General features: G+C 43.6%; 12 protein-coding genes and 1 pseudogene. 8 read left to right on the top strand and 5 right to left on the bottom strand.

Annotated elements, in window-relative coordinates; translation table 11 throughout:
• Window position 1 precedes the first annotated feature (1 nt).
• From HC643_RS15750 to HC643_RS15735, 4 genes are all read left to right on the top strand, one after another.
• Entirely contained in the window at window positions 2–280 is a 279-nt protein-coding gene (locus HC643_RS15750; RefSeq protein WP_050045830.1) for a monovalent cation/H(+) antiporter subunit G, read from the top strand.
• Window positions 273–893 (top strand): DUF4040 domain-containing protein, encoded by a 621-nt coding sequence (locus HC643_RS15745; protein WP_038081592.1) that lies wholly within the window; start codon window positions 273–275, stop codon window positions 891–893. The genes HC643_RS15750 and HC643_RS15745 overlap by 8 nt, the downstream gene beginning before the upstream one ends.
• A complete protein-coding gene (locus HC643_RS15740; RefSeq protein WP_038081536.1) occupies window positions 890–1552 on the top strand; it encodes a Na(+)/H(+) antiporter subunit B in 663 nt (220 codons plus the stop codon). The genes HC643_RS15745 and HC643_RS15740 overlap by 4 nt, the downstream gene beginning before the upstream one ends.
• Window positions 1553–1773: 221 nt before the next feature.
• Window positions 1774–1941, top strand: coding sequence for a metallothionein (locus HC643_RS15735; RefSeq protein WP_072040754.1), 168 nt, complete (start codon window positions 1774–1776; stop codon window positions 1939–1941).
• 283 nt (window positions 1942–2224) lie between these two features.
• Here the strand turns inward: HC643_RS15735 and HC643_RS15730 are convergent, their stop codons facing one another.
• The 4 genes from HC643_RS15730 to HC643_RS15715 all read right to left on the bottom strand — a co-directional run bounded on the left by HC643_RS15730 (window position 2225) and on the right by HC643_RS15715 (window position 6849).
• Window positions 2225–3637 (bottom strand): cation:proton antiporter, encoded by a 1413-nt coding sequence (locus tag HC643_RS15730; protein WP_038081532.1) that lies wholly within the window; start codon window positions 3635–3637, stop codon window positions 2225–2227.
• Between the two features lie 281 nt (window positions 3638–3918).
• Window positions 3919–4251 (bottom strand): P-II family nitrogen regulator, encoded by a 333-nt coding sequence (locus tag HC643_RS15725; protein ID WP_038081531.1) that lies wholly within the window; start codon window positions 4249–4251, stop codon window positions 3919–3921.
• Between the two features lie 98 nt (window positions 4252–4349).
• Window positions 4350–5465 (bottom strand): sodium-dependent bicarbonate transport family permease, encoded by a 1116-nt coding sequence (locus HC643_RS15720; RefSeq protein WP_038081529.1) that lies wholly within the window; start codon window positions 5463–5465, stop codon window positions 4350–4352.
• A gap of 784 nt (window positions 5466–6249) precedes the next feature.
• Window positions 6250–6849, bottom strand: coding sequence for a hypothetical protein (locus HC643_RS15715; RefSeq protein ID WP_038081527.1), 600 nt, complete (start codon window positions 6847–6849; stop codon window positions 6250–6252).
• A gap of 306 nt (window positions 6850–7155) precedes the next feature.
• On the opposite strand from HC643_RS15715, the pseudogene HC643_RS15710 reads away from it, so the two are divergent.
• Both HC643_RS15710 and HC643_RS15705 read left to right on the top strand, forming a co-directional pair.
• A pseudogene (locus HC643_RS15710) lies at window positions 7156–7577 on the top strand (tetratricopeptide repeat protein); the annotation flags it as partial.
• Between the two features lie 357 nt (window positions 7578–7934).
• Window positions 7935–8312 (top strand): hypothetical protein, encoded by a 378-nt coding sequence (locus HC643_RS15705; protein ID WP_038081525.1) that lies wholly within the window; start codon window positions 7935–7937, stop codon window positions 8310–8312.
• Between the two features lie 315 nt (window positions 8313–8627).
• On the opposite strand, the gene HC643_RS15700 is transcribed toward HC643_RS15705, so the two are convergent.
• Entirely contained in the window at window positions 8628–9224 is a 597-nt protein-coding gene (locus HC643_RS15700) for a PEP-CTERM sorting domain-containing protein (RefSeq protein WP_038081524.1), read from the bottom strand.
• Window positions 9225–10319: 1095 nt separating this feature from the next.
• Between HC643_RS15700 and HC643_RS15695 the strand changes: the two genes are divergently transcribed.
• Both HC643_RS15695 and HC643_RS15690 read left to right on the top strand, forming a co-directional pair.
• Entirely contained in the window at window positions 10320–11393 is a 1074-nt protein-coding gene (locus HC643_RS15695; RefSeq protein WP_038081522.1) for a gluconate 2-dehydrogenase subunit 3 family protein, read from the top strand.
• Between the two features lie 14 nt (window positions 11394–11407).
• Window positions 11408–13240, top strand: coding sequence for a GMC family oxidoreductase (locus HC643_RS15690; RefSeq protein WP_038081521.1), 1833 nt, complete (start codon window positions 11408–11410; stop codon window positions 13238–13240).
• The last annotated feature ends 3 nt before the right edge of the window (window positions 13241–13243 follow it).

Below are 13243 nucleotides of genomic sequence, written 5' to 3'. Positions count from 1 at the left end.
TATGATTGACATATTAAGTTATACGTGCATTGTAGTAGGGATCGTCTTCTCGTTTTGGGGAACCTCCCACTTACTCAGCAAGCGATCGCTATTGTTTAAGCTCCACAGTCTTTCAGTAGCAGATACCCTTGGCTCGATGAGTATTGTGTTTGGGCTGCTCTTGAAAATACCCAGTAAATGGCCTTTACTTATCCTTGCCATCATCACCTTGGCAATCTGGAATACAGTATTGGGCTATGTGTTAGCTTACTGTTCTGGTGAAGGGGTTAATCATGAATGATATCTATATTTATGTTATGGTTGCCCTGCTGCCCTTAACTGCGTCAATGGTTATATTTCAAGTGAATCCATACCATGCCCTAGTTACCCGTGGGATATTGGGAGCAGTCGCGGCAATGATTTATGCAGTTCTGGGGGCAGCAGATGTTGCATTGACCGAAGCATTGGTAGGTACGATGCTCGCAATTACACTGTATGCGGTTGCAGTCCGTTCATCGTTAGTTATGCGTCTTGGAGTGCTCGAAAGTGAGTCGATGGAAGCAGATAAAGATTTGCTAAACGATCGAGCCAATAATCATTTTGGGCAACTGACGAACGAGTTACGCACAATTTTTGAGAAACGGCATATGCGTCTGGAACTAGTAACTTATTACAATACAGAGCAATTGCATCAAGCACTGATGGACAAAGAGGTTCATATGACCTGTTTTCGACAATTGCTATTGCCCATGGCGCAAGCTGTACCGAGCCTATCGCAACAGAGCGAAAAGCCATCCTATCGGGCTACTACTAGAGTTAGACGCATTTATGAAATCGTACAAGCCGAACTCATGTTACCTGGAACTACTCTGACTTATGTAAATGCACTAGATTCAGGAGAGAAGCAGATATGAAATGGGCATACATAGCTGCAGGCATAGCACTATTCATTAAATTCCTTGTTATGCCCAATCCTGCACCAAACTTACCAGATTTTTCTATTGTCGAAGCAGTGTTACGCGATTGTGGGATACCGAATGTCGTTTCGGGTATTATTCTGAGAAATCGGTTGTATGACACTATCTTCGAGGTCGTGGTATTCACGATTTCAATTATGGGAGTCTACTTTCTGCTTGCGAATGAAAGACCGTCCTGCACCATCTATCAGTTTACAGACAAACCATCTATTATCCTTGCACGTCTGGGAGCGACCATTGCATCATTAGTTAGTATCGAACTAGCAATTCGAGGGCATCTCAGTCCGGGCGGTGGTTTTGCAGCGGGAGTAGCAGGGGGAACTGCGATCGGTCTAATTGCCATTACCTCATCACCGGAAAGGATGCAAAATATTTATGAGCGCTGGCATGCAGCCACATGGGAAAAAGTATCTGTTCTCGTATTCATCGTACTATCGGTTATAACGCTAGCTGGAATAGAGTTACCGCATGGAGAATTAGGCGCACTCATCAGTGGAGGAATTATTCCTATACTCAATATTTTGGTTGCAATCAAAGTCGCATTAGGATCGTGGGCAGCAATCTTAGTTTTTATTCGTTATCGAGGATTGCTATAGTTAATGTTGCACTTTTAATTTACATAGTTTCAATCAATCTCATTCTTGTGGGGTGAGCATCCTTATATTCATGACGAGTAGGATGCCCGCACTACAAGAAATTTTGGAATATTTTTTATTTGGAATTCCCTAAGTAAAAAATATTAAATTATTACCCTAATAGCTTTCTAACTATTTTATTATTCTAAAATCATAAATTTATACTAGGAAAGGTGCAACTTATGACAACTGTTTCTCAGATGAAATGTGCCTGCAAATCCTGCCTTTGTGTCGTTTCTCTAAGTGATGCTCTAATGAAAGACGGTAAAGCTTACTGTGGAGAAGCGTGTGCAAATGGTCATACCAATGGCGAGTGCTGCGGTCATACAGGTTGTGATTGCCACGCGTAGCAAATCTGCTAACTTCAAAATAAAAGGCATGCGGTATTCAGTATTAGAACTAACTGCAATAACTAAAATTAGTGCTAGCGAATATATGGAGGAATTGATTAGAAAACATTGTGTCACTGCACCTTTAGGTGCAGCGCATTCATGAGCGAAAATGCGCTGTGGCTGTGCCTCCCGCATTATTCGCGTCCCACGCCTAAAGGACGTATGTGGGTGACTCAGAAACCCACATACTCGTGGGCTTTCTGCTTTCAATGCTGTAAACAGCCGCAATCTCGTAAAACCGTTACTCACTTGCTGTTTCTACAGCCGTGGTAGATTCTGGGATGGGATTCGTGGATAAACCAAAGGCAACCCGTAAAAAAGGTGGAGCCAGGAAAGTTGTCAAAATTACCATGATAATAATCGACACCTCCAGCGGCTTATCCAAAATGCCGCTAGCTGAGCCGATGCCAGCAAACACTAGACCCACCTCACCTCGAGGGATCATCCCAACCCCGATCGCCACTCGATTGATGCCGGGTTGTCCAAACACTGCCCAACCAGCAATCAGCTTGCCGATAATCGCCACTACGATCAAAAACGTTGCAATCAAGAGACCCGCTCGATTCTCCGGTACCGTCGGGTTCAAAACACCGAGGTCGGCACGCGCTCCCACTGTCACAAAAAAGATGGGTACCAGTAAATCGGCGATTGGTTTGATTAATGCATCTAACTCGTTCCGGGCATCGGTTTCATCGAGCACCAAACCCGCTGCAAAGGCACCCAAAATCGCTTCGAGATGAATGGCGTTACCTAAAAATGCCATAAAGAAAGCGAAGATGAATGCCGGAATAACAATATTTCCACGAGTTTTGAGCCGATCTACGATCGCCACAAAACTTTTGTTAAAGACACCCCCCAATAAAATCGATCCCATCAAGAATGCCGTAGCGCCGACAATCAAGTAAATGACATTGGCGACATCAATCTCACCGGTTTTGGCTAAGCTGGCGACTACAGCCAGGACAATAATGCCGAGGATATCATCAATCACCGCCGCACCAACAATGATTTGCCCTTCTTTGGATTTGAGTTGACCTAACTCTGACAACACTTTAGAAGTAATGCCGATACTTGTTGCCGTTAACGCGGCCCCCGCAAAAATCGCTGGAATTGCTGCTACATGAAAGAGCATCATTAACCCTGCCGTGCCCGCCGCAAAAGGTGCTGCGACTCCGACACAGGCGACAACCGTGGCTTGAATTCCCACTTCCTTCAGTTGCCGCAGATCGGATTCCAGTCCAATTTCAAACAGCAGAATAATCACGCCGATTTCAGCTAGAACCGAAATCACTTCACTTTGCGACTCAAAGATTCGGGTCAGCGCATCCGGTGTCAATTGATTCAATCCTTGCAACACCGTCATAATCACCGAGTCAGAGGCAGACAGCCCCCCTTCGGGAAACATCACCAGGTGCAACGCCGAAACGCCGACAATCACACCGGCGACCAGTTCCCCCAGGACGGGTGGAAAATCCAAGCGCCTAGCGACTTCTGCGCCGAACTTGCTGGCCAGATAAATCACCACTAGCGTCAGCAAGACGCCAGACAGAATAATGGGTGAATCCTCAGCAACCACAGTCGCCAGGAATGGTATCGGAGCCATGAGAGCGGCGATTCCCCCGCTAAAAGGAGGCAGAATGTTGGACAAAATCATGAGTTTAAAACGATGAAAATTAAGGGTCTGAGGAAGTCATAAAACTGCGGGCAGTTATGACAAAGGCAACCGCTCGAAGATGGTCATGCTTTGGATGCGGTTGCCTGGATCGAGACAAGCTTAGTTGTCAGTGAGTGACGCGGGCGAATAGGTGTTGAGATGATCTTGAATCACGCTCGGCTTCTCCGCTTGGGCATCATCTAAATCGACTAACGTTTTAAGTAACGGCTACCAAAAAGCCGGGGTCGTGACCCGGCTTTTTGTGTCTGCGTCGTCTCGATTCAACAGCCGTCTGGGCCACAGAAACTGTGCCCGTACAGTACCTCCGCGTCACAGATATAGATCATGCCCGCAAAATCGAGGAAAAACTTCACTGCGACCTGATCCGCAATATTCTCGGCCATATCCCGATCCGGGGTGAGCACCTCGAACTTGATATTCGCCTGGGTGTCAGAAACGCTGGGTTGTCCCGACGAGCGCACGTTGCGACTGCCTTTACCGCCAGTCTCCACCACTGTATAACCAGTCGCCCCGGATTCATCGATGATATTGGCGATCTTTTTTAGCAGAACCTTTTCCGTGACGATGACAAGCTTTTTGGCTGGCTTGGCCATGTTGGTTACCTCTTTACCTATGTATATTAATTTTGTATGTTAATCTACTTGGTCTGCCGAGCCAAAGGAGCGCCAACAGACCGCGACCCGTTTGGAGATTAGCTGCTGCCCATCAGCGCCTGGGCAAGCCCGAGGAAAAGCGGTATTGCCAAGCCGATCGCAATGGGCGTACCGATGGCTGTGGAGGCACCTATGTAGGCGGAGGGATTGGCCGACGGAATACCGGCTCGCAACGTGGGTGGTCCTGAGATGTCTGAACTAGAGGCGGCGATGACGGCCAGTACCACGACACCGCCCATGCTGAATCCTGTAGCGTAGTGGGCAATCATACCGAGACCGAAGGCGATGAACCCATGCACCAGCGGTGCCACCACGCTATAAACGACGTACCACTGGGCCACCTTACGCAATTCGCCAATCCTTGACCAAGCTTCCATACCCATGACCAGCATCAGGATCGAAAGCAATCCTCGGAAGAGGGGATCGTAGAAGCTTTTATAGACAGTTTCCGGCTGGGCGAACAGGCCAAGAGCAACGCCGAGCAACATTGCCGATAGGGCAGGACCCTGGAGGCTTTCCTGCACGATCGGCCAGATCTTGACCCGATTATCCGCAGGTCTCTGCTGCTTGCTGAGATATTCTTGTCGGCTGCTGGGATAATCCGGCTTTTCGAGATAATTGCCTGCTGCAACGGCCTGCTTGCCGAGATACTGGTCTTCTTTACGCTTCTTCTTGTTGAGATAAATGTTGGCCACCACAATCGCAGTTACGAGTGCTGGAATATCCATGAAGGGATAGAGTGCGCCAGCCCATGCCTCGTATTGGATTTTTTGTTCTTCCAGGAGCGTTAGGGCGGCAGCCATAGTAGAGCCACTCACGGCACCAAACAATCCCCCGGTCGCGATCGCATCCACGGTTTTGACCTTCGGCAGCTTGGCTAATGTATAGCGTGCGATGAATACAATAAGAATTCCTAATGTTACAGAAAACGCTGCGGGTAACACCATCTCTGTTAGGTTGGAATTGCGGATCGCCATACCACCGGTCAGACCGATTTTGGTGAGCAGCATGAAGACGATGATCTTACAAATTGACTCTGGAATTTGCAGTTGGCTACCGAGGGCGGCAATCACCATACCACCAATCAAAAAGCTGAGTGTTGGGGACTGCAACTGCTTAACGAAGTCCATTAAAAAATTGGACAAAAAATCCACGAATGTCTCCTTCTCCTCGGATGAGGAGTATTGCGATAAATGAACTTTAAAGAGTTAAGGGAGGTAAATGAACAGTAGATCGAAAGAACTAGAAGCAACCCATTTCATAGATAAGGATTGCTTATAGATAAGAGTCAGATGGAGAATGGAATCTAACATCTGCGATCGCCTTTGGCGCAAGCCGTACCCGGCTTATCGCGCACTCAAAGAAGTCTCAACAACAGACTGCCGAGAATGATTGCCGAGCAACTTCAAACTCTGAAAAACTAAATTGTAATCGTTATATCATGAGAATATTCTTAATTTTACGCTAGTTTGAGTAGTAATACTTACCGATTCCTCAAGAAAAAAGTTTTTGTATGCATAGAAATTCTTCTATGGTTTTTAGCTCACTGATACCGCGAAGCCAGCGGTCGGGGGCAACAGCCAGACAAGTCGTTGCAGCGGCAGAATAGGGTAGCCACCGAAATACCTGTGGAAAGGGAAATGACATAGTGGGGTTGTAGGTATAAAAACAGCAAAATTTTTATTTTTAAAAGTTGACAGTTATCCTGCCTAATTTTTCATATTTTATAGATATGAGAAGTTAGGCAAAGAAAACTATGATTCTTTGCAAAGCAGCAGATTATAGTGCGTTTTTGCAGGGCAATCAGCAGGAGATTTACCCGTCAGAGCTTCACTCAAGTTGGTTTACAAATTCCAACGCGCTCCTTTCTACTTCAGCATCACTGAAGCCGCGTTGCCTAATGAAGATGGTCGTCATTACTTCTATTAATATAAGTTATTAACTCCCGCACATCCAAACCAGTTTACCTAGCAGGTCAGATACAGGCTCTAAGGAATAATCTTTAAAATCCACTGTTATTTGTTTTTGTTCAAGTTTGAGAAATCGCCATAATAATCCGTTACTAACACAACCGTAAATAGGTAATGATTCTTCTCCTGCTTGCTGATTAAATTGTTGTACTGCAACCATTTCTGCCATACATTGTCCCATACCACTGTTAATATCTGCTTTTTTCGCTTCTACCAACACAACAACCGGAGACTCAACTTCTAATTGTTCGGGCGACCGACTAATTAGAAAATCACACACTCCCGATAGTCCAAGTTCAGGATTAACTGTAAATTCCTGCCCTGAAAATAAGCTGATTTGTCGCTTGAGATACTTTCTAACTTCAACCAAAATTGGGCTAATGAGTAGTTCAGATTTTGCTTTTTCACTTGGTAGCGCAACCGCAAGTGGAAGATTTTCTGATAATACCTCCAATAACGTAGAAGTTGGTGCAACTGGAGGAATTTCAGGGAAAAATGTTACACCTTCAATTGTCTGAATTCCAAATGTCTGCTTAACTTTACCAACGGTAAAATCGCTGTATGCCATGAGGTTTCACTTGTTACCTAATACTATTTTAATTCACATTCCGTACCCCAGAGTTACTAAAAATCGATATAGCGGGAACCTCTCCAAATTATGCTTGAAGCCGTTTAGGATAGATGTAGTTGAGAACATTCCGTGTATCTACCTCAGTATACGGGGATATTCTGATGTAAGCCAGCCTCGAGGTTCAAGGATTGGTGTTGCAAGACCCGAACGGGAATCCAACCGCTAGTTCTTAGGGCTACTGAAAACCAACGATTCTGGGCGAAAGGACGAATGCCCCCGAGCTTCAGCCGGGGGTAAGCTTACTTAGGAGATTTAAAATCAGCCATAACAGATTTTGACCGAGCGCTACAGCTAAACCCTAAATATGCGGATGCTTATAGCAGTCGGGGAACTGCTTATGCTCAACTCGGAGACATCCAAACAGCGATCGCCGATTTTAAGCGGACAATCAAAATCGATCCGACGTTTGTAGATAGCTATTACAATTTGGGACTTGCCAATTTCAGACAAGGAAAATATCAGCAAGCGATCGCCGAGTCCAGGCATTGAACATCAATCCCAACCTAGCTGATGCTTACGGTAACCGGGGATTGGCACAATATGCTTTAGGAGATAAACACAGTGCCGTTGCTGATTTACAGCAAGCTGCAAGTCTGTTTCAACAGCAAGGAAATACTCAAGGCTATCAGCGAACACAAGTTCTCCTACAGCGGTTTCAGCACTAAGCTATCGAAAGTTCCCAAATTTGTAAAACCTGTGAGAAAATGATTGGTCTTTAGGGTGGGCAAACTTTGCTCATCCTAATACTTATAAAGTGAATATACAGCAAAATATTTGACAAGACAACATTGATGATAATTTGGTTGAATTTTAATTTCAATTTAAAATAAGAATTTTCTTATTTTTAGAAATTTTATAAGAATTTTCTTATTTTTAAGGCTCAGATTTAATAAGTATAAGTGGAGATAGAAACTTTCTTGTAATGAGTATTGTCAAACTAGTTATTATAGGAAAAAATTCACTTGATCTTTAGATAGTGAATCGAATAATCTAAGCGGTCATACGCCCTCTCAAGAAAACCTATGAACAGAAAACTTGTACTGAATTTGCTCTCCAGTTCTACAATTTTTACGTCGCTAATGTCTACACTGGCAATCATCAATCCTGCCCATGCTGCTGGCATGACACAGCGATTAATGCATACTAACGATGGTCGTACCTGCATCACTCATCCGCACGGTAACTATACTCTTGTTTGCATTAAAGATTCAGAAAGAAAGCCAGGTGCTCCGCCTGTAAGCTCAACAACTATTACTACAGGAAAATCAGACCAGAATATCGCCATGCTGAACTTTACCGAGGAGGAAAGCAACGCTGCCATTCGATTATTTAGTTGTGACTGTCCGTATTGTATCAATTCCTTACGTCAGTTGCGCGGCACTGGAAACTTAGTGTACTAGTACAGCACGGCATAAATAAGGCAACCATTAATAACAAACTAAAAGCTTACGTTCTACCTTTGCGCCTTCTGCACTCTGACGAGCAGACTTCTGCCTTCATGTACTAGTAATATTTTAACTCACATTCCGCACCCTAGAGTTACTAAATTTGACAATCCCACACCTCAAGGAGGTGTGGGATTATTGAAAACTAAGCCAAGTCTCCAATATCCCATAAGCTCAATATTTTCCTATCCTTTTAAAGGAATGTTGGGGGAATCGTGCATAAAATTTGAGGCTTCTCAGACATCCTCTAAAAGACTGTTTGCCCAAATTTTATGCAGACTGGTTGGATTTGCGACGGCGAGCAATGACCATTCCGCCTGCGACCAAACCCAAACCCATTAAGGTTGCGGGTTCTGGAACCTGAGTTACAGGGGGTTTAGCTCCACTTCTGTAGTAAACACTGATGTGAGAGACATCTTTAGGATTTTTATTAGTAAGAAATGGGCTGTCCCAGCTACCAGATGTAACGCCGTCTTGAACCATATAACCAGTAAGTGTGGTATCTTTACCGCTTTTGAAGACGAGCATGACATCATTCCAAGTATTTTGGAAAACACTGGAAATATCCCAAGTTCCAGATTGTCCCTCTCCTTTACCTGCATAACCTTTATCTACATTAATTTTGCCGCCAAACGTCCAATCAGTAAAATCAAAGAACGCTTCAGAGTTTACTGTCATTGGATTGGTATTCAAAAAATCTTGATCCGCAGTGTCACTGTATTCACAAGCACTAGTACCTGTTACCTTACTAGCAACTGTGGTTGAGCAAGCGAGGGTAGCTGCATGAGCAGGTGCGGTAACGAGTGCAGAAACGATTCCAGTAGTTAACAGTGCAGAACCTAATAGTTTTGAAATTGTGCTTTTCATCTTTGCTGGCTATCCTTTATTGTAGTTTTTTAAGAGATTTAGGAACTAGAGGTTGAGTCGTTATCCGCTTTCTGCTCTATGTCACTTATATTACTCACGTCTTAAAAAATTTGTCTACAAGAATGTAGCTATTTAATCAGAAAAATAAAAACTTGGGATGGATTTAAAATTCTAGTAAACTTTGTTCAAAAAACATTACTACATAAGGCTTTCAAGTTATATATCCAATTGATTTCCGTTCTTGAATATTGAAAGAATATAATTTTAATTGAAAATAATAATTGCGTGGTTTTACTTGATCTGTTTAAGACTATCTTCATACTGATTGTAAAAAACCTAGTAAATATACATAAACTTAAGTTTGCGTATTTTTCTACCCTTGGTAATATTGACAAAATTTACTGATTTTTTAATTGTCACTCATGAAGCTAATTCATCAAACCTTGTTGCAAGAGTCAGTACGGGAAATAAATTGCTCGCTTTAAATTTACCTACGGGGTGGACAAAGATAATCACCCAACCCTTTCAATACATTCATTGATTGGTACTAAAAACAACCCCGAAATGTATGCTCAAATAAGCCTTATGCAAGAAGGGTTACAGGAATTCTGCAAAACAATATTCTGCTTGAGGCACAATCTTGACTATTTTTGATATGCTAACGGTGTTACGCATCGCTATGCTGTTGTGCAAAGCCAGATCGAATAGAGGAGCATCAATAGTACAGAGACCTCATTTTTGCCTCGGTATCTCGGAGTGGGTTTCAGCCTGCTGCTAAGTAGTTCATTTGTTTGCATCAAAAGGGCTGACCATACTCACCCAACAAGGAATATTTCATAAATCTAATAGCATTGCTATGTATAGGCTAAATTTAATATTTATTTTAAAATTACCCCTTCAATGCAAACAACTGCATAAGCTGACTTTACTAACATCCATATATAAATGATGTAAAAAACGCAGGCAAGGCATAAATCTTTGTACTATAGTTTTATGCATCAAACAAAACATATATTGTGAGAGTACCAGAAATTCCACTATGGTTCTTTGACAATGTTAAACAAAGATAAAATTTAATTAGGAATTTATTAAGTCATGTCTGTTCAAATCTTAGAACTAGATGACCAGTACGTACTCAATCATTGCACTAAGTTTTTAGCTCGGACAAATACAGACCCCCGCCATAACTTCGGTCAGTTTAAAGATGACGATGTGCGAGCGCGTATCAGTGAGTCATGGCGCTTCCCCATCGTTGACACCTACAGCGATGGCATAGATGCCACGAAATATTATGACCGAAACCGAGTTACATTTGTTTACCAACAACAGGGAGGAACATCTCCAAATCAAGTTGCTGTCATCGGGACATTTGCAAATCTTTACGAACCCATTCCCTTAAAAAATATTAAATTTTTAGGAGAACCTACAAGCTATTATGCTGTATCAGTTCTCGTACCCAAAGGTGAAGTTCATACATACAAATTCATTATCGATAATCAAGCAATTCCCGATCCAATTAACCCTCAAAGGACAATTCTCGACAACGGTAAAGAATGGTCTCGCTTTTTCACCGATTTTTGCACTCAACCACTTAATTTTGATGATTGGGAATATGACCTTTTGGGACGGTTAGTAGAACACATTTTGCCATTTCGTACTGAAGAAGGACAAAACTTTGTCAACCGTTATTACAACTCTTTAGACCGTCAAGATGCAGAGACCCAAGTCCCCTATGCCTATAAATTAGATGAATCTGTTGGCGCAACAAATTTCATCGATAATATATTGGCACGAGAAGAAAACCACTACCTCGTTGACTACAAAATTTGCCTCGAACAAATCGATCGCGTTCTCCGACAGCGCAATCCTTTTGTAGATCCAAATGAAATGCCTCGCGAAATGTACGTTGAACTGTACAAAGAGATGTCAACGGACAACGTCAATGGTTGGGACAAAAGCAAATACAATAGCCCCCTTCACTTCCTGAGATTGTTACGCCGTCACACCTACACGGGTGCTTTTGCTCATCCTAAATATGGCGGTAATGTTGGTGCTGCTGGGTGGGCATATCTAGCGGAAAGGTTGCGCGATGAAAATGGAACAACCCTCTTTGACTGGCGCAGATCCATTGAAAAACCCCTTGGTATTAATAGCGATTATCACGGTTAAACAAGTATTATTTTATGCAAACACAATTTGATGTCGTCATAATTGGAAGTGGTGCTGGCGGTGCGCCTATCGCCCACACATTAGTCCAAGCAGGAAAGTCTGTACTCATACTAGAAAAAGGTCCGCTGTTAAAACCGCAGTATCAAAATCCTGACGGGTTGAGTGATTTCAAACGCGACGAACTGTTTGCTGATGGACCGGCAAAACGCATTAAGCATGATGTTGCTAATAAGGGTGAAGCATTTTACTCCAGCCACGTAGAACCTGATATTAATGATGAACCCCATATTTATGAAGACAATGGAAACCAACTTGCCACGATTGAAGGTTATACGGCGCAAGTGGTTGGTGGTGGAACTCAACTCTATGGTGCTGTCTCTTTAAGATTTACCCCTCTAGATTTGCGCTTGCAAAGCTTCAACGCCGGACGCGCGGATTTGAAGGAAGACCCCAACGGCGATGTTCAAACGGAAGCGAGAGATTGGGCAATTAGTTATGAAGATTTGGAACCATACTACGCCAAAGCCGAACGTTTGGTAGGTATTAACGGGACTCGACAAAACCAACTCAAACCTTTCAGCAGCGATAACTATCAACCACCTCTAGAACCAAACCCTATTAGCAGTTATGCAAAAATAGGTATGGAATGGCTGGGCAAAACCACGGGAAATAAAGAACCAGCCTTACCCTACCGCACTCCTTTGGCAGTGATTACTCGCGATCACGAACCGAGCGGACGTAAGGTTCCTAGCGATCCGGAGACAATTAAAACGAGCTATGTCAACCGTTATGGATGTCCTTTAGGGCTGAAATCCAACACTTGGGTATCGCTGTTAAGCCCGATCGCCAACAATCCCAACTTTGAAATCAGACCGAATTGTTTTGTTGCTCGCTTGGAGTGTCAGGGAGCGAAAGTGAATCGAGTAGTGTATTTCGATCCGAGTGGGAAAGAGCGTTCTGTTGAAGGCAAGTTAGTTATTGTCGCATGTTCGGCAATTGAATCAGTCCGATTGTTACAAATCTCCGCGTTACACGACCCTCAAGAGTTTGGTCGTCGCATTCATCAAAACGATCTCCTTGGTAAATACTTCCTCACTCACTGCTTTGGCGGTGCAAGTGCGATCGTACCAAAGCGCAGTGATAAATCAATTGCTCTGGATGCTGACTGGGCTATCGACTGCTGTGCGACAGAAGAGTTTATCAAAAGTCGGGGACTCTGGGCTGGGGCTGCTATCTACAACAATACTTCAGACAGAGCGTTACCCGTTTCGCTGGCTCGGACTCACCGCAGTACGGACCTCGATACTCTTTGGAAAGGTTTTATTGAAGATACCGATTTAGTTGGCGATCGATTGGCGAACTTCTTGGACAACACGGTGGGGAAAGGATTATCTGTCAGTTTTATGGCAAACCAAGTCCCTTTAAAGCGCAACCGCATCGAACTTCATCCCTCTATTAAAGATAAATGGGGTCTTCCTGTTGCATTTATTAGAAAGACATGGCATTCCCACGACCGATTCTTAATGAATGAAATAGCACTCTGTTGTCGCCAAGTGTTGGAACACTCCGCCGATCTTAACGGTGAGAAGTTGCAAATTGAAGGACATGGCGGAGTGTATCAAGCACCTAATGGAATTGCACGTATTGCCAATCATATTCTGGGTGGAGCACGCTTTGGAAGCGATCGCAATGACTCGGTGTTAGACCCAAATTGCCGTGCTTGGGATTTTGATAACCTCTATGTGACTGATGGTTCTTTCATGCCAACATCAGGGAGTGCTAACCCTACCCTGACTATCCAAGCAAATTCCTTCCGCGTAGCTGATGAATTACTAAAGAGGCTTTAATCT

The sequence above is a fragment of the Tolypothrix bouteillei VB521301 genome (assembly GCF_000760695.4).
In the GTDB taxonomy this organism is placed as follows: domain Bacteria; phylum Cyanobacteriota; class Cyanobacteriia; order Cyanobacteriales; family Nostocaceae; genus Scytonema; species Scytonema bouteillei_A.
Note: the sequence above shows the minus strand (reverse complement) of the source record. Positions and strands in the feature narration are given on the sequence as shown.

What these genes read in the sequence shown, in the direction of transcription:
- HC643_RS15745 (WP_038081592.1), top strand. Translation starts at nt 273, where the DNA reads ATGAATGATATCTATATTTATGTTATGGTTGCCCTGCTGCCCTTAACT.
- HC643_RS15730 (WP_038081532.1), bottom strand. Translation starts at nt 3,637, where the DNA reads ATGATTTTGTCCAACATTCTGCCTCCTTTTAGCGGGGGAATCGCCGCT.
- HC643_RS15705 (WP_038081525.1), top strand. Translation starts at nt 7,935, where the DNA reads ATGAACAGAAAACTTGTACTGAATTTGCTCTCCAGTTCTACAATTTTT.
- HC643_RS15715 (WP_038081527.1), bottom strand. Translation starts at nt 6,849, where the DNA reads ATGGCATACAGCGATTTTACCGTTGGTAAAGTTAAGCAGACATTTGGA.
- HC643_RS15740 (WP_038081536.1), top strand. Translation starts at nt 890, where the DNA reads ATGAAATGGGCATACATAGCTGCAGGCATAGCACTATTCATTAAATTC.
- HC643_RS15700 (WP_038081524.1), bottom strand. Translation starts at nt 9,224, where the DNA reads ATGAAAAGCACAATTTCAAAACTATTAGGTTCTGCACTGTTAACTACT.
- HC643_RS15735 (WP_072040754.1), top strand. Translation starts at nt 1,774, where the DNA reads ATGACAACTGTTTCTCAGATGAAATGTGCCTGCAAATCCTGCCTTTGT.
- HC643_RS15725 (WP_038081531.1), bottom strand. Translation starts at nt 4,251, where the DNA reads ATGGCCAAGCCAGCCAAAAAGCTTGTCATCGTCACGGAAAAGGTTCTG.
- HC643_RS15690 (WP_038081521.1), top strand. Translation starts at nt 11,408, where the DNA reads ATGCAAACACAATTTGATGTCGTCATAATTGGAAGTGGTGCTGGCGGT.
- HC643_RS15750 (WP_050045830.1), top strand. Translation starts at nt 2, where the DNA reads ATGATTGACATATTAAGTTATACGTGCATTGTAGTAGGGATCGTCTTC.
- HC643_RS15695 (WP_038081522.1), top strand. Translation starts at nt 10,320, where the DNA reads ATGTCTGTTCAAATCTTAGAACTAGATGACCAGTACGTACTCAATCAT.